Origin of the sequence: Pseudomonas sp. B1-22, from assembly GCF_050474425.1 — a bacterium.
Lineage (GTDB): Bacteria > Pseudomonadota > Gammaproteobacteria > Pseudomonadales > Pseudomonadaceae > Pseudomonas.
In genome coordinates, this window is record NZ_JBCHVH010000001.1 from 1,320,321 (window position 1) to 1,340,953 (window position 20,633).

The 20,633-nt window shown below is 67.7% G+C and carries 21 protein-coding genes; 8 read left to right on the plus strand and 13 right to left on the minus strand.

The features are described from left to right. Nucleotides 1-117: 117 nt before the first annotated feature. Genes ACQ5BL_RS06165 through ACQ5BL_RS06175 form a run of 3 tightly spaced genes read left to right on the plus strand, consistent with a single transcriptional unit; the run spans nt 118 to nt 2,134 of the window. Nucleotides 118-1,320 (plus strand): acetyl-CoA C-acyltransferase, encoded by a 1,203-nt coding sequence (locus tag ACQ5BL_RS06165; protein WP_243807808.1) that lies wholly within the window; start codon nt 118-120, stop codon nt 1,318-1,320. Further along, on the plus strand, nt 1,317-1,703 hold the full coding sequence (locus tag ACQ5BL_RS06170) for a nuclear transport factor 2 family protein (protein ID WP_347881025.1): 387 nt from the start codon (nt 1,317-1,319) through the stop codon (nt 1,701-1,703). Before ACQ5BL_RS06165 ends, ACQ5BL_RS06170 begins: the two co-directional genes overlap by 4 nt. Then, the gene (locus tag ACQ5BL_RS06175; protein ID WP_243807806.1) at nt 1,700-2,134 is read left to right on the plus strand and encodes a nuclear transport factor 2 family protein; all 435 of its coding nucleotides are present in this window, start codon (nt 1,700-1,702) and stop codon (nt 2,132-2,134) included. Before ACQ5BL_RS06170 ends, ACQ5BL_RS06175 begins: the two co-directional genes overlap by 4 nt. A 162-nt stretch (nt 2,135-2,296) precedes the next feature. Here the strand turns inward: ACQ5BL_RS06175 and ACQ5BL_RS06180 are convergent, their stop codons facing one another. After that, nucleotides 2,297-2,773: an SRPBCC family protein gene (locus ACQ5BL_RS06180; RefSeq protein WP_243807804.1), complete on the minus strand. Its 477-nt coding sequence runs from the start codon at nt 2,771-2,773 to the stop codon at nt 2,297-2,299. 4 nt (nt 2,774-2,777) lie between these two features. Next, entirely contained in the window at nt 2,778-3,548 is a 771-nt protein-coding gene (locus ACQ5BL_RS06185; protein WP_207886595.1) for an SDR family oxidoreductase, read from the minus strand. Nucleotides 3,549-3,857: 309 nt separating this feature from the next. Between ACQ5BL_RS06185 and ACQ5BL_RS06190 the strand changes: the two genes are divergently transcribed. The 4 genes from ACQ5BL_RS06190 to dmpG are packed head-to-tail and all read left to right on the plus strand — an operon-like array spanning nt 3,858 to nt 7,439. Beyond that, entirely contained in the window at nt 3,858-4,685 is an 828-nt protein-coding gene (locus ACQ5BL_RS06190) for an alpha/beta fold hydrolase (RefSeq protein WP_243807802.1), read from the plus strand. Continuing rightward, nucleotides 4,682-5,473: a fumarylacetoacetate hydrolase family protein gene (locus ACQ5BL_RS06195; RefSeq protein WP_243807800.1), complete on the plus strand. Its 792-nt coding sequence runs from the start codon at nt 4,682-4,684 to the stop codon at nt 5,471-5,473. Before ACQ5BL_RS06190 ends, ACQ5BL_RS06195 begins: the two co-directional genes overlap by 4 nt. 9 nt (nt 5,474-5,482) lie before the next feature. Beyond that, nucleotides 5,483-6,391 (plus strand): acetaldehyde dehydrogenase (acetylating), encoded by a 909-nt coding sequence (locus ACQ5BL_RS06200; protein WP_243807799.1) that lies wholly within the window; start codon nt 5,483-5,485, stop codon nt 6,389-6,391. Between the two features lie 13 nt (nt 6,392-6,404). Beyond that, complete coding sequence (dmpG, locus tag ACQ5BL_RS06205) at nt 6,405-7,439, plus strand: 4-hydroxy-2-oxovalerate aldolase (protein ID WP_243807798.1); 1,035 nt, start codon at nt 6,405-6,407, stop codon at nt 7,437-7,439. A gap of 108 nt (nt 7,440-7,547) precedes the next feature. On the opposite strand, the gene ACQ5BL_RS06210 is transcribed toward dmpG, so the two are convergent. The 11 genes from ACQ5BL_RS06210 to ACQ5BL_RS06260 form a co-directional block, all read right to left on the minus strand. Further along, nucleotides 7,548-9,035 carry a DHA2 family efflux MFS transporter permease subunit gene (locus ACQ5BL_RS06210; protein ID WP_243807836.1) on the minus strand — a complete coding sequence of 496 codons (1,488 nt, stop codon included), beginning with the start codon at nt 9,033-9,035 and terminating at the stop codon, nt 7,548-7,550. Between the two features lie 71 nt (nt 9,036-9,106). After that, entirely contained in the window at nt 9,107-10,231 is a 1,125-nt protein-coding gene (locus ACQ5BL_RS06215) for an HlyD family secretion protein (protein ID WP_243807797.1), read from the minus strand. A gap of 12 nt (nt 10,232-10,243) precedes the next feature. Then, nucleotides 10,244-10,705 (minus strand): winged helix-turn-helix transcriptional regulator, encoded by a 462-nt coding sequence (locus ACQ5BL_RS06220; RefSeq protein ID WP_243807795.1) that lies wholly within the window; start codon nt 10,703-10,705, stop codon nt 10,244-10,246. 215 nt (nt 10,706-10,920) lie between these two features. Continuing rightward, nucleotides 10,921-11,613, minus strand: a complete 693-nt coding sequence (locus ACQ5BL_RS06225) for an amino acid ABC transporter permease (RefSeq protein ID WP_243807793.1) — start codon at nt 11,611-11,613, stop codon at nt 10,921-10,923. 1 nt (nt 11,614) lies between these two features. Next, nucleotides 11,615-12,328 carry an amino acid ABC transporter permease gene (locus tag ACQ5BL_RS06230; RefSeq protein WP_243807792.1) on the minus strand — a complete coding sequence of 238 codons (714 nt, stop codon included), beginning with the start codon at nt 12,326-12,328 and terminating at the stop codon, nt 11,615-11,617. Between the two features lie 77 nt (nt 12,329-12,405). Then, nucleotides 12,406-13,212, minus strand: coding sequence for an ABC transporter substrate-binding protein (locus ACQ5BL_RS06235; RefSeq protein ID WP_243807791.1), 807 nt, complete (start codon nt 13,210-13,212; stop codon nt 12,406-12,408). Between the two features lie 302 nt (nt 13,213-13,514). Further along, nucleotides 13,515-13,871, minus strand: a complete 357-nt coding sequence (locus ACQ5BL_RS06240) for a copper-binding protein (protein WP_243807790.1) — start codon at nt 13,869-13,871, stop codon at nt 13,515-13,517. Then, complete coding sequence (locus ACQ5BL_RS06245; RefSeq protein WP_243807787.1) at nt 13,868-17,020, minus strand: efflux RND transporter permease subunit; 3,153 nt, start codon at nt 17,018-17,020, stop codon at nt 13,868-13,870. Before ACQ5BL_RS06245 ends, ACQ5BL_RS06240 begins: the two co-directional genes overlap by 4 nt. Next, nucleotides 17,017-18,483 carry an efflux RND transporter periplasmic adaptor subunit gene (locus ACQ5BL_RS06250; protein WP_243807785.1) on the minus strand — a complete coding sequence of 489 codons (1,467 nt, stop codon included), beginning with the start codon at nt 18,481-18,483 and terminating at the stop codon, nt 17,017-17,019. Before ACQ5BL_RS06250 ends, ACQ5BL_RS06245 begins: the two co-directional genes overlap by 4 nt. After that, nucleotides 18,480-19,724, minus strand: a complete 1,245-nt coding sequence (locus tag ACQ5BL_RS06255; protein ID WP_243807783.1) for a TolC family protein — start codon at nt 19,722-19,724, stop codon at nt 18,480-18,482. Before ACQ5BL_RS06255 ends, ACQ5BL_RS06250 begins: the two co-directional genes overlap by 4 nt. An 89-nt stretch (nt 19,725-19,813) precedes the next feature. Further along, on the minus strand, nt 19,814-20,158 hold the full coding sequence (locus ACQ5BL_RS06260) for a hypothetical protein (protein ID WP_243807781.1): 345 nt from the start codon (nt 20,156-20,158) through the stop codon (nt 19,814-19,816). A gap of 144 nt (nt 20,159-20,302) precedes the next feature. On the opposite strand from ACQ5BL_RS06260, the gene ACQ5BL_RS06265 reads away from it, so the two are divergent. Then, nucleotides 20,303-20,632 carry a DUF2790 domain-containing protein gene (locus tag ACQ5BL_RS06265; RefSeq protein WP_243807779.1) on the plus strand — a complete coding sequence of 110 codons (330 nt, stop codon included), beginning with the start codon at nt 20,303-20,305 and terminating at the stop codon, nt 20,630-20,632. Nucleotide 20,633 lies beyond the last annotated feature (1 nt).

Below are 20,633 nucleotides of genomic sequence, written 5' to 3' on the forward strand. Positions count from 1 at the left end.
CTGCTCGTAGGGCGAATAACCTGGAACAGGTTATCCGCCGGCCATGGGTCGGCGGATAACGCTGGCGCGTTATGCGCCCTACGAAGGCCGAAACCCGGAACTACCTGAGGATTCGCAATGAGAGAAGCCGTAATCGTCTCCACCGCCCGTACCGCCATCGGCAAGGCCTTCCGTGGCGCCTTCAACGACACCGAGGCCCCCGCCATGGGCGGCGCCGTGGTGGCCGAGGTGGTCCGTCGCGCCGGCATCGAACCGGGCGAAGTGGAGGACGTCATCATCGGCGCCGCCGCGCAGCAGGGCACCCAGGCCTACAACCTCGGCCGCCTCTGCGCCATCGCCGGCGGCCTGCCGTCGAGCGTTGCCGGCATGGCGATGGAGCGCCAGTGCGCCTCCGGCCTGATGAGCATCGCCACCGCCGCCAAGTCGATTGCCTGCAACGAGCTGGACATCGCCGTGGCCGGTGGCCTGGAGTCCATCTCCCTGGTGCAGAACAAGCACAAGAACGCCTACCGCAACCAGTCGCAGGCCGTGCTGGAGCGCGACCCGGCGGCGTACATCCCGATGATCGAGACCGCCGAGATCGTCGCCGCCCGCTACAACATCAGCCGCGAAGCCCAGGACGCCTACTCCCTGCTCAGCCAGCAGCGCACCGCCGCCGCGCAGAGCAGCGGCCTGTTCGCTGACGAGATCCTGCCGATGCGCGCACAGCGCCTGGTGGTGGACAAGGCCACCGGCGAAAGCCGCCACGAATCCGTGCTGATCGACCGCGACGAATGCAACCGCGCCGACACCACCTTGGCCAGTCTCGCCGCGCTGGAGCCGGTGTGGCAGGGTGGCCAGTGGAGCGGAGCAGGGCGCTTCATCACCGCTGGCAACGCCTCGCAACTGTCCGACGGCGCCTCGGCGTCGCTGCTGATGGAAGCCCGCGAAGCCGAACGCCGTGGCCTGCAGCCGCTGGGCATCTACCGTGGCCTGGCGGTGGCCGGCTGCAACGCCGACGAGATGGGCATCGGCCCGGTCTTCGCGGTGCCCAAGCTGCTCAAGCGCCACGGCCTGAAGGTGGACGACATCGGCCTGTGGGAAATCAACGAAGCCTTCGCCTGCCAGGTGCTGTTCTGCCAGGACAAGCTGGGCATCCCTGACGAGCGCCTGAACGTCAACGGCGGCGCCATCGCCATCGGCCATCCGTTCGGCATGTCCGGCGCGCGCATGGCTGGCCACGCGCTGCTGGAAGGCCGTCGCCGTGGCGTGCGCTACGTGGTGGTGAGCATGTGCATCGGTGGTGGCATGGGCGCGGCCGCGCTGTTCGAGGTGGCCTGATGGACGCTCAGCTGATCCGCCGGCGCATGGCGCGCTACGTGGAGCTGGTGGATGCCGGCGACATCGACGGCATCCTCTCGCTCTACGCCGATGACGCGGTGGTCGAGGACCCGGTGGGCGCCAAGCCCCTGGTCGGGATCGAGGCCATCGCGCGTTTCTACCGTGAAGGACTGGGCCGCGCCGAGGCAAGCGCCCAGCTCACCGGGCCGGTGCGGGTTACCGGCAACGGCTGCGGCGCCATGCCGTTCCGTGTCGACCTGAACTGGAACGGCGCGCCGTGCAGCCTGCACGTGATCGACGTGATGGAGTTCGACGAACAGGGCCGCATCCGTTCGATGAAGGCCTACTGGGGTGACCTCAACGTGGAACGGAGACCGGAATGAACCTGGAGCAACGAATCGAGCGCCTGGAGGCGCTCGAAGCCATCCGCCAGCTCAAGCACCGCTACCTCAATGCCTGCGACCTGAAGGACGTGGAGGCGATCCGCGCCTGCTTCGTCTCGGGCGAGGTACTGATCGACTATGGCCCGCTGGGTGTGTTCCGCGACCGCGAGCCGTTCCTGGCGCTGTACCGGGAGCTGGCCTGCGTGCCGCGGGTGATCGACCTGCACCACGCGGCCAATCCGGAGATCGAGCTGGAGGATGCCGACAACGCCCGTGCGCGCTGGGCGCTGCATTACCAGAACCGTGACGGCGAAACCGGGGCGACCCGGCAACTGGGTGGCTTCTACCAGGACCGCTACCGGCTCGTGGATGGCCAGTGGAGGATCGTCGAGACGACCTTCCGTGGGCATTTCGAGGTGGCGCGGGATTGAATACGCGGCTTCCCTGTAGGAGCGCGCCATGCGCGCGAATCGCGGGCATGGCCCGCTCCTACAGGTCGGCAGGGCACCCGTAGGAGCGGACTCCGTCCGCGATGGTATCCGGCGCGATGCGGACCGATCGCGGACGGAGTCCGCTCCTACGCACAGCTCATCTCACGGAGCAGGCGCGTAATCCGGATTCTGGTTCTTGCCTGTCTCGTAAAACGCCTTGAGGTTCACCGCGATCTTCGCCACGGTCTTCTTCAGCGCACCCGCCAGCAGCCATTCGCCCAAACGCCCGCCACGCAGGTCGCCATCCAGGCTCAGGCTCAGCCGGGTACGCCCGCCGCTTTCCGGATGCAGCGCGTAACGGAAGCTGGCCTCGCGGAAGGGGAAGGGCGGCCCCTGCTCGGCGCGGTGCAGGCGCAGCACCAGGCCCTGGCCTTCGCGCCACTCGACCACGCTTTCATCGAGGAAGCCGCGCTTCATCATCACCCGGCGGCTGGCGCCCAGCCCGTCGCGCGGGCCGGGGTGGAATTCGCAGCCGGTCAGGCCGGGCACGTAGTGCGGCGCCAGGCTCAGGTCGCGCAGGCGGGCCCAGGCCGCTTCGGGGGTGAGGTCGAGAACGAGATCGTGACGGGCGCTGAGCATGCTCTTATCCCTGTGCCGCTTCGAGGAAGGCCGGACGTTCGCCGCCGCCGTGCACGGCGATCTCGGCGCCGCTGACGTAGGAGGCCATCGACGAGGCAAGGTACAGGCAGGCATCGCCGATGTCGCCCGGCTCCGCCAGACGTGCCAGCGGAATGGTGTCGGCCACGCGCTGAATGCCCGCTTCGTCGCCGTAGTGCAGGTGGCTCTGTTCGGTGCGGATCAGGCCGCCGATCACGGCGTTTACCCGTACCTTCGGCGCCCATTCCACCGCCAGCGAGCGGCCCAGGTTGAGCAGCCCGGCCTTGGCCGCGCCATAGGCGGCGGTGCCCGGCGAGGGGCGCACGGCGCTGACGCTGCAGATGTTGACGATGGCGCCGCCGCCGGCCTGCTTCTGCATGCGCTGGTTGGCCAGCTGGCAGAGGTTCAGCGGGGCCAGCAGGTTGAGCCGGACGATGGCCTCGGAGAAGCGCGGCGAGGCTTCGGCGGCATCGGCGTAGGGGGCGCCGCCGGCATTGTTGATCAGCACGTCGAGGCGGCCATGGCGCTCGTCGATGGCGGCCATCAGTGCCTGCAACTGCTCGAAGTCGCGCACGTCGCAGGGGATGAACCAGGCTTCCCGGCCGTTGTGGCTGGGCAGCTGCTCGGGGGCTTCACGGCCGCAGATCACCACCTCGGCGCCCTGTTCCAGGAAGCGCTGGCTGATGCCCCGGCCCACGCCCTTGCCGCCGCCGGTGACCAGTACCACCTGGCCGCTGAAATCCAATGCTCGTGTCATGTCCGCACCTCGATGGGAAAGGCTTCCAGCCTAGGCGCGCCGGCGTCTCGCGCCCACGTCCGAAGGGACTAGAACGGCCTGCGTAGTTCGCCGTAGGAGCGGGCCATGCCCGCGATCCGCCGGCAGGGCCGGCGTCAATCCGGAACGGGGTAGCCGGGAAGTTCGGTACGCGTGTGTGGCAATCGCGGGCATGGCCCGCTCCTACAGGTGTGCCACCCGGCTCGAATCCCCCGTAGTCCTCTCGGACGATGTGGCCCCCGCCAAGGCGCCCGAATAATCCCGGCACATTCCCCTCCCTGGAGCGACGCCATGGCCGCCTTGCCGCAAGGGCACTTCGTCACCCTCAACGACGGACTCCGATTGCATTACCTGGACAACGGCAGCGGCGACGCCGTGCTGTTCATCCACGGCAGCGGCCCCGGCGCCAGCGGCCACAGCAACTTCAAGCAGAACTACCCGGACTTCGCCGCCGCCGGCCACCGCGTGCTGGTGCCAGACCTGCCCGGCTACGGCGCCAGCGACAAGCCGGAAACCGACTACACCCTCGACTTCTTCGTCGACGCCATGTTCGGCCTGCTCGACGCCCTGGACATCCCGCGCTGCACCCTGGTGGGCAACTCCCTGGGCGGCGCCATCGCCATGAAGATGGCCCTTGACCAGCCGCAGCGCATCGCGCGCCTGGTGCTGATGGCGCCGGGCGGGCTGATGGAGAAGGAGCAGTACTACCTGCAGATGGAAGGCATCCAGAAGATGGGTGCCGCCTTCGCCAACGGCGAACTGAACGACGCCGACGGCATGCGCCGCCTGCTCTCGCTGCAGCTCTTCGACGCCTCGCAGATCAGCGACGAGACGGTCAACGAGCGCGTCGCCGTGGTCAAGGAGCAGCCGCGCTGCGTGCTGACCCGCATGCAGGTGCCGAACCTCGCGTCGCAAGTCGCCCAACTGAGCTGCCCGATCCTCGGATTCTGGGGCATGAACGACAAATTCTGCCCGTCCAGCGGCGCACAGACGCTGATGGACGCCTGCAGCAACATCCGCTTCGTGCTGCTCAGCGAGTGCGGGCACTGGGTGATGGTCGAGCACCGCGCGCTGTTCAACCGCGAAGTGCTGGCCTTCCTCGAGGAGACCCCGGCATGAGCCAGCAACTCCAGCAGCAGTATGCCGAGGAACTCTACCGCGCGCTGGTCGAAGGCCGCAGCGTGGCGCCGCTGACCGAGCGCTGGGAGCAGATCGGCGTCGAGGACGCCTACCGCATCTCCCACCTGATCCTCGAACAGCGCCTGGCCGATGGCGACGAGCTGGTCGGCAAGAAGATCGGCGTCACCTCCGAGGCCGTGCAGCGCATGCTCAACGTGCACCAGCCGGACTTCGGTTTCATCACCCGCAAGATGTGGTTCGCCAATGGCGCCGACATCTCGCTGTCGGAAAACAACCTGATCCAGCCGCGCGCCGAGGGCGAGATCGCCTTCCGCCTCAAGCACGACCTCAAGGGCCCCGGCGTCACCGAGGCCGACGTGCTGGCCGCCACCGAATGCGTGGTGGCCTGCTTCGAGATCGTCGACTCGCGCATCCACGACTGGAAGATCCGCATCCAGGACACCGTGGCCGACAACGCCTCCTGCGGCGTGTTCGTGATCGGCGAAACGGAGCGCGACCCGCGCGAGCTGGACCTGCCCAACCTGCGCATGCGCGTGCGCAAGAACGGCGTGCAGATCAGCGAGGGCCTGGGCTCCGCGGTGCAGGGTAACCCGCTCACCGCCGTGGCCTGGCTGGCCAACACCCTGGGCGCCTTCGGCATTCCCTTCAAGGCCGGCGAAATCATCCTCTCCGGCTCGCTGGTACCGCTGGAGCCGGCGAAGGCGGGCGACCGTTTCGAACTGGACATCGACGGCCTGGGCAGCGCCCAGGTGTCCTTCCGTGCATAGGAGTCATCCATGAGCAAGAAACTCAGGGCCGCGATCATCGGCCCCGGCAACATCGGCACCGACCTGCTGATGAAGATGCGCCGATCCGAGTGGATCGAACCGGTCTGGATGGTCGGCGTCGACCCGTCGTCCGACGGCCTGGCGCGCGCCCGCGAATTCGGCCTGAAGACCACCTCCGATGGCGTCGACGGCCTGCTGCCGCACGTGCTGGACGACGACATCCGCATCGCCTTCGATGCCACCTCTGCCTACGTGCACGCCGAGAACAGCCGCAAGCTGAACGCGCTGGGCGTGATCATGGTCGACCTGACCCCGGCCGCCATCGGCCCGTTCTGCGTACCGCCGGTGAACCTCGCCGAGCACGCCGGCAACCTGGCGATGAACGTCAACATGGTCACCTGCGGCGGCCAGGCCACCATCCCGATGGTGGCGGCGGTATCGCGGGTACAGCCGGTGGACTACGCCGAGATCGTCGCCACCGTGTCCTCCCGTTCGGTCGGCCCGGGCACGCGCAAGAACATCGACGAATTCACCCGCACCACCGCCGGCGCCATCGAGCAGGTGGGCGGGGCGAAGCAGGGCAAGGCGATCATCGTCATCAACCCGGCCGAGCCGCCGCTGATGATGCGCGACACCATCCACTGCCTGACCGCGACCGCGCCGGACCAGGCGGCCATCCGCGCCTCGGTGCACGAGATGATCCGCGAGGTGCAGCGCTACGTGCCGGGCTACAAGCTGATCAACGGCCCGGTATTCGATGGCAATCGCGTCTCGGTGTACCTGGAAGTGGAAGGCCTGGGCGACTACCTGCCCAAGTCCGCCGGCAACCTCGACATCATGACCGCCGCCGGCCTGCGCACCGCCGAGATGTTCGCCGAACAAGCCCACCAGGGCGCCCTGCAACTGCCGGCCCGCTGAGGAGAGACAATCCATGAACCTGCAAGGCAAGCGCGTGCGCCTGCACGATATGAGCCTGCGCGACGGCATGCACGCCAAGCGCCACCAGATCAGCCTGGAGCAGATGGTTTCCGTGGCCACGGGCCTGGACGCAGCCGGCGTGCCGCTGATCGAGATCACCCACGGCGACGGCCTGGGCGGCGCCTCGGTGAACTACGGCTTCCCGGCCCACACCGACCGCGAATACTTCGAGGCGGTGATTCCCAAGCTGAAGCAGGCCAAGGTCTCGGCGCTGCTGCTGCCCGGCATCGGTACCGTCGAGCACCTGAAGATGGCCCACGGCTGCGGTGTTTCCACCATCCGCGTGGCGACCCACTGCACCGAGGCGGACGTCTCCGAGCAGCACATCGGCATGTCCCGCGAGATGGGCCTGGACACCGTCGGCTTCCTGATGATGGCGCACATGGTCAGCGCCGAGCAGCTGCTGGAACAGGCGCGGCTGATGGAAAGCTTCGGCGCCAACTGCATCTACTGCACCGACTCGGCCGGCTACATGCTGCCCGATGAAGTCAGCGAGAAGATCGGCCTGCTGCGCGCCGAGCTGAGGGCGAGCACCGAGGTCGGCTTCCACGGTCACCACAACATGGGCATGGCCATCGCCAACTCCCTGGCCGCCATCGAGGCCGGTGCCGCGCGCATCGACGGTTCGGTCGCGGGCCTGGGTGCCGGCGCCGGCAACACCCCGCTGGAAGTCTTCGTCGCCGTGCTCAAGCGCATGGGCGTGGACAGCGGCGTGGACCTGTACCGCATCATGGACGTGGCCGAGGACCTGGTGGTGCCGATGATGGACCACCCGATCCGCCTCGACCGCGATGCGCTGACCCTGGGTTATGCGGGCGTGTACAGCTCCTTCCTGCTGTTCGCCAAGCGCGCCGAGGCCCGCTACGGCATCTCCGCCCGCGAGCTGCTGGTGGAGTTGGGTCGCCGTGGCACCGTGGGCGGCCAGGAAGACATGATCGAGGACCTGGCCCTGACCATGGCGGCCAAGGCTGGTCTGCTGCCGACCTGAGAACCTGTTTACGATCTGCCGAGATCGTAAACAGATTCTGATTCGCGGCAACCACGACAGGGTGACTCCTGAGTAATCAGGGTCACCCTGTTTTCATTTTCGGCCCGCTCAGTGTGCGTCGGCGGACGGCTGCGGCGGCGCGGCGATCTTGTGCATCAGCGGGATCAGCACCAGCGTAACGGCAAAGCACGCGCCGATGAGCAGGAAGGCGTCGCCGAAGGTCATGGTCTGCGCCTCGCGGTAGGTGAGGTTCCACAGTTGCCGCAGGGCCTGCTGGCTGGCTTCACCGGTGGCGTCCAGATGCGGCGCCAGCCAGTTGCCGAGGGCCTGGTTTTGCGCGTTCAGGTGTTCGGCCAGGCGCAGGAAGTGCAGGTTGGTGCGGTCGTTGAGCACGGTGGCGCAGGCGGCGATGCCGATGGCGCCGCCGAGGTTGCGCATCAGGTTGAACAGCCCGGAGGCCAGCTTCAGTCGCGCCGGCGGCAGCGAGCCGAGGGCCAGGGTCACGGTGGGCGCCACGCTGAATTGCTGCGCCATGCCGCGCAGCGCCTGCGGCAGCATCAGCTGGGCGGCGCCCCAGTCATGGGTGATCGGGGAGAACTCCCACATCGACAGGGCGAACATGCCCAGGCCCAGCGCCAGTATCCAGCGCAGGTCGAAGCGCTTGGCCAGGGCCGCGTAGATCGGGATACTCATGACCTGGAAGATGCCCGTGGAGAACACCGCCAGGCCGATGTCCAGCGCGCTGTTGCCGCGCACCCGGCCGAGGAACAGCGGGGTCAGGTAGATGGTGGCGAAGATGCCGATGCCGGTGACGAAGGAGAACAGGCAGCCGAGGGCGAAGTTGCGTTCCTTGAGTGCGCGCAGGTCGACGATGGGGTTCTTCGCGGTCAGGCTGCGGGCGATGAAGGCCACGCCGGTGATGGCGGAAATCCACGCGGTGACGAGGATGGTGTCGTCGCTGAACCAGTTCCAGCGCGGGCCTTCCTCCATGGTGTATTCCAGGCAACCAAGGAACACCGCCATCAGCAGCATGGCCGGGTAGTCGGCGCCTTTCACCAGCGACCAGTCGGGTTTGTCGATGCGCACCATGATCGGCACGATGATGGTGACGAACAGGCCGGGCACCAGGTTGATGTAGAACAGCCAGGGCCAGGAGGAGATGTCGGTGATCCAGCCGCCGACCACCGGGCCGAGGGTCGGCGCCAGCGAGGCGATGGCGCCGATGGTGGCGGCCACTACCACGCGCTGCTTGCCGTCGAAGTAGAGGAAGCCGGTGGTGAACACCATGGGGATCATCGAGCCGCCGAGAAAGCCCTGCAGCGCGCGGAAGGCGATCATGCTCTGGATGTTCCAGGCCACGGCGCAGAGCAGGCTGGTAAGGGTGAAGCCCAGGGCCGAGGCGGCGAACAGCCAGCGGGTGGACATTACCTTGGACAGCCAGCCCGACAGCGGGATGACGATGATCTCGGCGATCAGGTAGCTGGTCTGCACCCAGGCGGTGTCGTCGGCGCCCGCCGACAGGCCGCCGCCGATGTCGCGCAGCGAGGCGGAGACGATCTGGATATCGATCAGCGCGATGAACATGCCCACGCACATGCAGGCGAAGGCGATCACCTTCTGCCGGGTGGAGAGGCTCTCGACCGGCACCACCTCATCCGACCAGAAGTTCACGGCCGCAGCTCCTGGGCGACGCGCGGGTCGGCCTCATGGCGCTGCCCGCGGGTGTCCACCTCGACCACCACCGAGAGGCCGGGGCGCAGATCACCCAGCTTGCCGTCCTCCGCGTCGAGGTAGACGCGCACTGGCACGCGCTGGACGATCTTGGTGAAGTTGCCGGTGGCGTTCTCCGGCGGCAGGATGCTGAACTGTGCGCCGGTGGCCGGGGCCAGGCTGTCCAGATGGCCGTGGAAGACCTTGCCCGGCAGAATGTCGGCCTCGATGGTCACCGCCTGGCCGGCGCGCATGTGCGCCAGCTGGTCTTCCTTGAAGTTGGCGTCCACCCACAGCCCTTGCGCGGGCACCACGGCGAGCAACTGGGTGCCGGCGCTGACGTAGCCGCCGACCCGCCCACGGCGGTTGCCGATATAGCCGTCGACCGGCGCGCGCAGCTCGGTGTAGCCCACGTCCAGTTGGGCCCGGTCACGCTCGGCGACGGCCTGTTCCAGGGCGGCCTGGGCCTGCTGCCGCTGGCTCTGGATCACGTCCAGTTGGCGGCGCGCGGCGAGCAGGGTGGCGCGGGCCTTGTCGCTGTTGGCGCGGGCGGTCTTCCAGCTGGCGTCGGCGCGTTGCGCGGCTTCCACCGACACGGCGTTGGTGCGCACCAGGGTGGCGTAGCGGCGCTGGTCGTCGCGGGTGCGGGTTTCCTCGGCGCTGGCGGCATCGATTTCCGCTTGGCTCTGGCGGATCAGCGCATCCTGCAGCGCCGCCTGTGCATCGACGTTGACCAGCAGCGCCTGCTCGGCGTGCACCGCACCTTCGGCCTTGGCCAATGCCGCGCGGTAATCGCGGTCATCGATGCGCGCCAGCAGGTCGCCGGCGTGGACGAACTGGTTGTCGTTCACCCGCAGTTCGGTGATGTAGCCGGCCACGCGCGGGCTGATGACGGTGACGTCGCCGCCGACATAGGCATCGTCGGTTTCTTCCAGGAAGCGTGCATTCAGCCACCAGTGGCCGGCATAGGCGGCGACGCCGAGCAGCGCGGCACCGGCGATGGCCATCTTGAGGGCCTTGCGGGACTTGGGTTTGGCCGTGTCGGCGGCCGGGGTGACGACAATGGAGGCGGGCTGGTTCATGGCGGCTACCGTTCAGGCGTGGGTGGGGGAAGAGAGGGCGCCGTCGCGACGGCGAATCTGGTGCTGCGGGCCGATGGGCTCGCCGTTGCTGGCATCGACCAGGGCGATCTGCACCGGCTGGCCGTTGCGCGTATCGATCAGTTGCACGCCGTCGGCCCCGGCGGCGTGGCGCTTGCCCCACTGCAGCAGGGTCAGCAGCACCGGGCGCAGCTCGCGGCCGGCGTCGGTGAGCAGGTATTCGTAGCGCGGCGGGTGGTCGTTGTAGCGGCTGCGTTCGAACAGGCCGTTGTCGACCAGGATGCGCAGGCGGCGGGTCAGCACGTTGCTGGCGATGCCGAGATTGGCGCTGAACTGCTCGAAGCGGCGGGAGCCGTAGAAGGCTTCGCGCAGGATCAGCACGTTCCAGTTGTCGCCGACCAGATCCAGCGCCTGGGCGACGGGGCAGGGCATGTGGTCGAAGCGGCTTCTGCGCATGGCGGTCAACCTCTTTAGATTAATATCATCATCTAATCGGAGTGCTCTGTAACGACCCCTGCATGGAAGAGGACAAAGCGCTTCGGCTAAATATTATGGTTGTAATCTAATCCGGTAACTTGCTTTGCGCAAGTGACTCCGCGGGGAAGGGACGAACGGCGGAAGGGGATGTTCCATCCCGCCACGCTGGCGGGGTTCACGTTCATGGCGAGGGCTCAGGCGGCCTTGCGGTAGTCCGGCGTCAGTCGTGCGAACAGCGCCGCCAGCAGGTCCAGCGCCGAGCACAGCAGGAAGTAGATCAGCGCGACGAACAGGAAGACTTCCGTGGGGTGCACCATCACCCGGTTGCTCACCTGGGTGGCGACGAAGGACAGCTCGCCGACGCCGATCACGTAGGCCAGCGAGGTGTCCTTGATCAGCGAGACCCACTGGTTGAGGAAGGACGGCAGCATGACCGGCAGCGCCTGCGGCAGGATCACCAGGCGCAGCACCTGCCAGGGCCGCAGGCCGAGCGCGCGGGCGGCGTCCCACTGGCCCTTGGGCAGGCTTTCGATGCCGGCGTGCACCGAGTGGGCGAGATAGGCCCCGCCGATCAGCGACAGCGCGCAGACCACCGTGCCCAGCGCCGGCACGTCGATGTGCAGGACGATGGGCAGCAGGAAGTAGGTCCAGAAGATCAGCATCAGCACCGGGATCGCGCGGAAGAAGCCGAGGAAGGCCACCAGCAGCAGGCGCGGGCGGCCGCCCAGCACCGAAAGCGCAATGCCCAGCACCAGCCCGAGCACCGCCGAGGCGATGCCCGAGGCCAGCGCCAGGATCACGGTGAGCGCCGCGCCGCCCAGCGGGCCGTCCGGGTAGGCGCCGATGAGGAAGTAGGAGAGGTTGTCCTGGATGACGGAGAAGTCCATGTCAGGCTCCCTGGCGGTAGCGGCGGGTCTGCTGCAGCGCCTGGCCCAGCGCCTCGATCAGCGCAATGGCGCCGATGTACAGCAGGGTGGCGATGCCGAAGGCCTGGAAGGTCTTGAAGGTCTGCGTCTCCACTTGGCGCGAGGCGTAGGACAGCTCGGCCAGCCCGATGGCCATGGCCAGCGAGGAGTTCTTCAGCGCGTTCATGTATTGGCCCATCAGCGGCGGCAGCGCGGTGCGCAATGCCTGCGGCAGGATCACCCAGCGCCACACCTGCAGCGGGCGCAGCCCCAGCGCCATGCCGGCCTCGCGCTGTTGCGGGCTGACCGAGGCGATGCCGGCGCGGAACTCCTCGGCGATGAAGGCCGTGGTGTAGAGCGTCAGCCCCCAGGCCGCGGCGAGGAATTCGAACGACGGCCACGCCAGGGCGCCCAGTTCATGGGGCGTGTTCAGCCAGAAGACGAGGTCCTCCGGCAGCAGCGCCGGCACGCCGAAATACCAGAAGAACAGCTGCACCAGCAGCGGCGTGTTGCGGAACAGGGCCAGGTAGGCGCGCGCCGGCCACGCCAGCCAGCGCGACTTCGCCTGCCGGGCCACGGCCAGCGGCGCGCCGAGCAAGGTGGCGAGCAGGCAGCAGAACAGGGAGATACCCAGGGTGAGCAGGAAGCCGTCGAGCAGCCAGCTCAGGTAGGTCTGGGCGAGCAATTCGCCGAACATCGTGGGAGTCCATCAGGGGGAAGAACGGCAACGCCCCACGGAGTGGGGCGTGCGCGGGTGCGGCCTTTGCGGCGAGATCAGCTCTTGTCGCCGATCTTGTACAGGCGCGCCAGGGGCGTCTTGGTGTCCGGGCCGAACCAGGTGTCGTAGATCTTCTGTGCCTGGCCGCTCGCCTCCAGGTCCGTGAGGCTCTGGTTGACGAACTCGGTGAGGGCCGGCTCGCCCTTGGGAATGCCGACGCCGATCAGGTCATTGGAGATGGTGAAGGGCGGCACTTCGTACTTGTCCTTGTCCGGCACGTTGGCCAGCAGGCCGATCAGCTTCGGACCGTCCTGGGTGATGGCCTGGACCTGGCCGTTACGCAGGGCGGTGAAGGCGAAGGGTGTGTCGTCGTAGGCGATGACCTTGGCGCCGGGGAATTTCTCCCGCAGCACGCCTTCGTTGACCGTGCCCTTGTCCACGCCGACGCGCCATTTGTTCAGCTCTTCCGGCGCTTTCAGGCTGCCCTTCTTGACGATGAACTGCTGGCCGGAAGCGAAGTACGGAATGCTGAAGTCGACCTGCTGGGCGCGCTCCGGGGTAATGGTGAAGTTGGCCAGCACCAGGTCCACCTTGTTGGCGGTCAGCAGCGGAATGCGGTTGGCGGGGTTGGTCGGCAGCACCTGCAGCTTCACGCCGAGCTTGTCGGCCAGGGCCTTGGCGTAGTCCACGTCCAGGCCTTCGATCTGCTTGCTCTTGGCGTCGACGAAGCCGAACGGCGGGTTGCTGTCGAAGGCGGCGACGCGCAGCACGCCGGATTTCTTGATGTCTTCCAGGCGGTCGGCGTGGGCGAGGCCGGAGAGCACGGCCAGGGCGAGGGCGGTAACGGCAGTGAGTTTCTTCATGGATGTCCTGCTCCAGTCGGAGCGCGCCAGTGGGGCGTGCTTCCTGATGATCGAGAGCGGGCGTTCAGGGTGTGAGAGGCCCGCCGTAGAGCCGCGGGGGTGGCCCGCTGGCGATGCCGAATATGGCAGGGAGCAGGGTATATGGAGAAAGAATGAATCGGTCTACCTGATAACCATAAGGAATATAAAATTCTGATGACAGGGATTTAATTGAATAAAAATCCGCCGTGCACATCAGGCCAGTGTTTCGGCGAAACCTGTCCGCCGCAGATGCGGCAGACAGGTTTCCGTTCACTGCCGGATCACTGCTTGCGAATGCTCTGGATCGCGGCGCCGCCATTGCCGTTGCTGAACTCGAAGGCCACCTTGTCGCCGACCTGCAGGCCGTCCAGCTGACCCGGCGCGGTCTTGAACGCCATGGTCATGGGCGGCCATTTCAGGGCCGCTACCGGGCCGTGGGCGAGGGTGACGGTGTGGCGCTCGCCGTCGATGGCCTTGATGGTGCCTTCCGCGCTGGCGGTCGGGGCGGCCTTGGGGCTTTCCATGTTCATACCGTCCATGCTCATGCCATCCATCTTCATGCCGGGCATGTCCTCGGCGGTGGCGGCAAAGGACAGGGCGCACAGCAGGGCGCCGGCGGCGACCAATGGGGTTTTCATGCGATTTCTCCAGTGTGGGATTGGGTTGCCAGCTCCGACTGACGACGGCGCATCAGCCAGTAGGCGGCGGGAATGACGAACAGGGAGAGCAGCGGGGCAGTGATCATGCCGCCGACCATGGGCACGGCGATGCGGCTCATCACCTCGCTGCCGGTGCCGCTGCTCCAGAGGATCGGCAGCAGGCCGGCGACTATCACGGCCACGGTCATGGCCTTGGGCCGCACGCGCTGCACCGCGCCTTCGCGGATGGACGCGAGCAGCGCGTCGGGACCGCTGGCGTCCGGGCGTTCGGCCCAGGCGTTCTTCAGGTAGACCAGCATGATCACCCCGAACTCCGCCGCGACCCCGGCCAGGGCGATGAAGCCGACCCCGGTGGCCACCGACAGGTTGAAGCCCATCAGGTACAGCAGCCACACGCCGCCGGTGAGGGCGAAGGGCAGGGTTGCCATGATCAGCAGCGCCTCGTCGAAACGGCCGAAGGTCAGGTAGAGCAGCACGAAGATGATCGCCAGGGTCGCCGGCACCACAAGCTTGAGCCGGGCGTTGGCGCGTTCCAGGTACTCGAACTGGCCGGAGTAGCTCAGGCTCATGCCTGGCGCGAGCTTCACGTCGCGCTCCACCGCCTGGCGCAGGTCCGCCACCACCGAGGCCAGGTCGCGGTCGCGCACGTCGATGTAGACCCAGCCGGAGAGGCGGGCGTTCTCGCTCTTGAGCATCGGCGGGCCTTCGCTGATGCGCACCCGCGCCACGCTGCCGAGGGTGATCTGGCCGCCCTGGGCGGTGTAGATCGGCAACTGCTGCAGCGCATCGACCGAGTCGCGCCACTCGCGTGGGTAGCGCACGTTGATCGGGTAGCGGGCGAGGCCTTCCACCGTTTCGCCGACGTTCTCCCCGCCGATGGCGCTGCTGACGATGGCCTGCACGTCGGCGATGTTCATGCCGTAGCGGGCCGCCGCCTGGCGGTCGATGTCGACGTCGATGTAGCGCCCGCCGGTCAGGCGTTCGGCCAGTGCCGAACTGACGCCCGGAATGCCCTTGGCCACCCGTTCCACCGCCTGGGTGGCGCGGTCGATCTCGGCGAGATCGGTGCCGGCGATCTTCACCCCGATGGGGCTCTTGATGCCGGTGGCGAGCATGTCGATGCGGTTGCGGATCGGCGGAATCCAGATGTTGGTCAGGCCCGGCACCTTCACCACCCGGTCCAGCTCCTCCACCAGCTTTTCGCTGGTCATGCCCGGCCGCCACTCATCCTTCGGCTTGAAACGGATGGTGGTCTCGAACATCTCCAGCGGCGCCGGGTCGGTGGCCGACTCGGCGCGGCCGGCCTTGCCGAATGCGGAGGCCACTTCCGGCACGCTTTTGATCAGGCGGTCGGTGCTCTGCAGCAGCTCCGAAGCCTTCTGCGCGGAGAGGCCGGGCAGAGCCGAGGGCATGTACAGCAGGTCGCCCTCGTCCAGCGGCGGCAGGAACTCGCCGCCCAGATGGGCCAGCGGCCACAGCCCGGTGAGGAAGACCAGCACCGCGGCTGCCAGCGTCATGCGCGGCCGGCGCAGCACCGCATCCAGCGCCGGCTGGTAGAGCCGGATCAGCCAGCGGTTGAGCGGGTTGCGCTGCTCCGAGGGCAGGCGCCCGCGAATCCAGTAGCCCATCAGCACCGGCACCAGGGTCACGGAAAGCCCGGCGGCTGCGGCCATGGCGTAGGTCTTGGTGAACGCCAGCGGGCCGAACAGCCGGCCTTCCTGCGCCTGCAGGGTGAACACCGGGATGAACGACAGGGTGATGATCAGCAGGCTGAAGAACAGCGCCGGCCCGACCTCCGCCGCCGCCTCGGTCATCACCTTCCAGTGCTGCTCGCCCACCAGCGGCGTGCCGGGGTGTTTCTCCTGCCAGGCCTCGACGCGCTTGTGTGCGTTCTCGATCATCACCACCGCCGCGTCGACCATCGCGCCGATGGCGATGGCAATGCCACCCAGGGACATGATGTTGGCGTTGATCCCCTGGTGGCGCATGACGATCAGCGCGATCAGCACGCCCACCGGCAGCGAGACGATGGCCACCAGCGACGAGCGCAGGTGCCAGAGGAAAGCCGCGCAGACCAGCGCCACCACGAGGAATTCCTCGATCAGCTTGTGGCTGAGGTTGGACACCGCGCGGTCGATAAGCTGGCTGCGGTCGTAGGTGGTGACGATCTCCACACCCTCGGGCAGGCTCTTCTTCAGCGACTCCAGCTTGTCCTTCACCCGGAGGATGGCTTCGCGGGCGTTCTTGCCGTTGCGCAGGACGATCACTCCGCCCACCGCTTCGCCTTCGCCATCCAGCTCGCCGATGCCCCGGCGCATTTCCGGGCCGAGCTGGATGCTGGCGACATCGCCCAGGGTCACCGGGCTGCCGTTGGCGGCCAGGCGCAGGGGAATCGCACGGAAGTCGGCGAGGGTCTTCAGGTAGCCCGAGGCGCGCACCATGAACTCCGCCTCGCCCAGTTCGAGCACGCCGCCGCCGGCTTCCTGGTTGGCCTGACCAATGGCCTCGATCACCTGGCCCTGAGTAATGCCCAGGCTGGCGAGGCGCACCGGGTCGAGCAGCACCTGGTACTGCTTGACCATGCCGCCCACGGTGGCGACCTCGGCCACGTCCGGCACCGTCTTCAGCTCGTACTTGAGGAACCAGTCCTGTAGGCCGCGCAGCTGGGCGAGGTCATGCCGGCCGCTGCGATCCACCAGGGCGTACTGGTAGATCCAGCCCACGCCGGTGGCGTCCGGGCCGAGCGCGGTCTTCGCCGTGGGCGGCAGGCGCGACTGCACCTGGTTCAGGTACTCCAGCACCCGGGAGCGCGCCCAGTAGAGGTCGGTGCCGTCCTCGAACAGTACGTAGACGAAGCTGTCGCCGAAGGAGGAGAACCCGCGCACGGTCTTCGCGCCGGGCACCGACAGCATGGTGGTGGCCAGCGGGTAGGTGACCTGGTTCTCGACGATCTGCGGCGCCTGCCCCGGATAGCTGGTGCGGATGATCACCTGCACGTCGGAGAGGTCCGGCAGGGCGTCGATCGGCGTACTGCGCAGCGACCAGAGGCCCCAGGCGACGATGAACAGCGTGGCCAGCAGGATCAGGAAGCGGTTGGCCACCGACCAGCGTATGAGTCGGGCGATCATGGCTGTTGCTCCTGCTTGCGGACCTGCTCGATCACCAGCCCCGCATCGCCCTGGCTGACGCCGAAGCGGATGCGGTCGCCGGGCTTGAGTCCCTCTGCCAGCTCAGGGCGGGCAAGGGCGAAGGTCATGGTCATGCCCGGCATGCCCAGGGTGTTGAACGGGCCGTGGCTGATGGTCATGCCTTGCGCCGTGATCTCCACGATGCGGCCATCCGCTTCATGCACGGCGGGCTTCGTCATCGTCGCTGCGGACTCGTCCACCGTGCGTGCCTCGATGCCTTTCAGGCTGGCTTCCGAATCGATCAGGAACTGGCCGGAAGCGACCACCCGCTGGCCTTCCTGCAAGCCCTGCAGGACCGCCACCAGGCCGCCGCTCTCCTGGCCGAGACGAACCTCCACGGGGCGGAACCGGCCCTGGTCCTCGGCCAGCATCACCAGGTTGCGCTTGCCGGTGCGGATCACCGCTTCGCTGGGGATCTGCAGCACCGCGCTCTGACCAGCGAGGTCGAGGCTAACCTGGGCGGTCATGCCGGGGCGCAACTGGCCGTCGGCGTTGGGCAGCTCGATGCGCAGGCGCAGGGTGCGGCTCTGCTGGTCGTTCTCCGGCAGGATGCTGGCCAGGGTGCCGGTCACCGGGCGATCGGGGAATGCCGGCAGACGGGCATCGACCGCCTGGCCGACCTTGAGCCCTGCCGCCTGGGTCTCGGGTACCGCCGCTTCCAGCCAGACCTGTTCCAGGCCGTTGATCCGCGCCAGCGGTGCGCCGGCAGCCAGGGTCATGCCGGGGCGTACGTCCAGCTCGCGGATCACCCCGGCGATGGGCGAGGTGAGGGTGATCACCGCGCGCGCCCGGCCGCTGCGAGCGACCTGCTCGACCAGCGCGGCGGGCATGCCCGCCAGCAGCAGGCGTTGCCGCGCCGCCGCCAGCAGTGCCGGCTCCGAGGCGCTACGCAGGGCGAGGAATTCCTCCTGCAAACCGGCCCATTCCGGCACCAGGATTTCGGCGACCGGCGCTCCGGCCTTCACCACGTCGCCCGGCGCCAGGGCATAGGTGCGTTCGACGAAGCCGCCGGCGCGCGCCTGCAGCAGCGCCACGTCGCGGTCGTTGAAGGTCAGCAGGCCGGTGACCTGCAGCGAGCGGTCGAGCGTGCCACGGCTGACCGTGGCCAGGCGCATGCCGAGGTTCTGCTGGATGCCGGGTTCGATGCGGATGGCCGCTGTATCGCCGTCGGCATCCGCGTATTTCGGCACCAGCTGCATGTCCATGAATGGTGACTTGCCCGGCGCATCGAAGTGTTGCTGCGGGACCATCGGGTCGTACCAGTACAGCGGTTTGCGCGTCGTGGCGGTTGCTGCCACTGGTGCCTGTGCCTGAGCTTTCCGGGCCAGCCAGTAGCCACCGGCGCCACCGAGTGCCAGGGTGAGGACCAATAGGGCAGAGGTATTCCAGGGGAAGCGGCTCATGCGCGTCCCTCCTCATAGGTGAAGTAGAGACGTGCCGCGACTTGCGCCAGGGCGCCTTGCAGATCGACCTGTTTGAGCCGCGCCTCGACCAGTTGCTGGCGGGAGCTGACCACTTCGTCGAGGCTGGTCTTGCCGGCGCGGTAGCCGGCGGTGGCCAGGCGCACCTTTTCCTCGGCCAGCGGCACCAGGGTGGCGCTGCTGCGCTCGACGGCGCGTTGCAGGCGCCGGTATTCGGCCAGGTCGTCCGCCAGCGCCTGTTCGTGTTCGCGGGCCAGCGCATCGCGCTCGGCTTCCAGCTGGCGCACCTGGGCGCGCCGCGCGGCGATCTTCGGGTCCTGGCGGGTGCCGGTGAACAGCGGCAGGTCGAAGCTCACCTGCAGTGTCATCATGTCGCCGAACTCGCGACCGCGACGCTGGTAGTCCACTTCCCAGCTCCAGTCCGGCTTCTTCTCCGCCACGGCCTCGCGCACCAGGGCTTCGGCCTCACGGGTCATGGGTCCGTAAGCGGCGAGTTCCGGGTGCTGGTGCAGCTGTTGCAGCGAGTGGGAGGCATCGATGGACCAGTGCGGAAAGTCGCCGCTCAGCGACTTTGGCGCGTCCTGGCCGATCCAGCGCTTGAGCGCCGCCCGGGCCTGGGCTTCCTGACGCAGCAGGTCGTCCTTCTGCTCGTCCAGCAGCGCGGCTTCCTGGCGCGGCGCCACCGCATCCACCGTGCTCGCGCTACCGCCCGCAAGGCGTGCGCGAACGGCGGCATCCAGCAGGCGATTCTCGCGGTAGAAGTCGTCGAACATCGCCAGCTTGCGTTGCAGCGTATAGGCGGCGATCCAGGCCTGGGCCGAGGCGCTGCGGACCTTCAGGCGCTCGACGCCGGCCTCGGCATCGGCACGTTCGACGGCGGCCTGGGCGGTCTCGATGCGCGCCTTGCGCTTGTCGCCGTTGGGCATCTCCTGCATCAGGCCGACCACCTGCATGGACATGTTGTCGCGCTGGGTGGTCCAGCGCTCGTCACCCTCGATGGGGACGTTCTGCAGACCCAGGTTGAGCTTGGGGTCGGGCAGCTCTCCGGCGGGGATGGCGGCGCTTTTCGCCGCCGAGATTTTCTCGCTCTGGGCGAGCAGGGAAGGGGCGTTGCGTTCGGCCAGCAACAGGGCGTCGTCCAATGACAGGGACGCAGCCTGCGCCGACAGGCCCGGCAGCAGCGCGAGCAGCAGCCAGCCGGGGTGGAGTCGGACGTGAGTCACGGTGAGGATTCCTCTGGAAAACCAGCGCATGAGCGCAAGCCACCCGGCAGCCATCAGGGCCGCGGGCAGGGTTCAGATCGGGGGAGGAATCAGGCGCAGGGAGGTCGCCAGAGCTCGGAGGGTGCCTGGCTGAGAATCGGATCGGTGTACGGCGCGGGGCGCGGGAGCGCGAGGGAGGGAGGCGCGGTCTTCAGGATACTGACCTGCAACAGGCTGCCAGTCTTGCACTCCTGCCCACTCTTGCAGTCCTTCTTGCCGTGCTGGGCCATCTTGCCCATGTCCTGGCAGCAGTCCTGGTCCATGCCCGCCATCTGCCCCATGCCCATGCTCTGCATCGGGCAGGGTTCTGTCGGCGCCTCGATGCCCGCCATCCCGGTGAGGGGAAGCGCAAGGCTGAGCAGCAGGACGATGAAGAGACGCAGACGGCGAGTCATGGCGCGCAGTGTAGAGCCTTCCCATGGGGGAAGGTCAACGACCGATGCGGTTGGATTACCGAATCGTCATGCTCGCCTCAGCTTGCTGTTAGAGGCGGCGCCTTATGGTGGAGTCGTTCCCAACACACCGACGAGGTGACTGCCATGAAACTGCAACGCGTACTCCTGCTCACCGCCCTGCTGGGCACTTCCTCCCTCGCGCTGGCCGATGGTGGCGGCGACATCACCTTCGCCCGCATGGAGCAGGCTCGCCTGCTGGCAATGAAAGCGAACCAGCCGAGCCCGGAGCAGATGGCCGAGGTGAAGCAGTACACCTACGGCATGAACCTGGACATCGCCAAGGTGGTGGCGGTGACGCCCATGAGCAGCGACTGCGGCGTAGTGCCGGTGCAGATGCGCTACGAGGATTCCTTTGGCGACCTGCAGACCGTCGAGTACCGCGCCGAGCGGGTGGCCTGTCGCACCACCCGCTGAG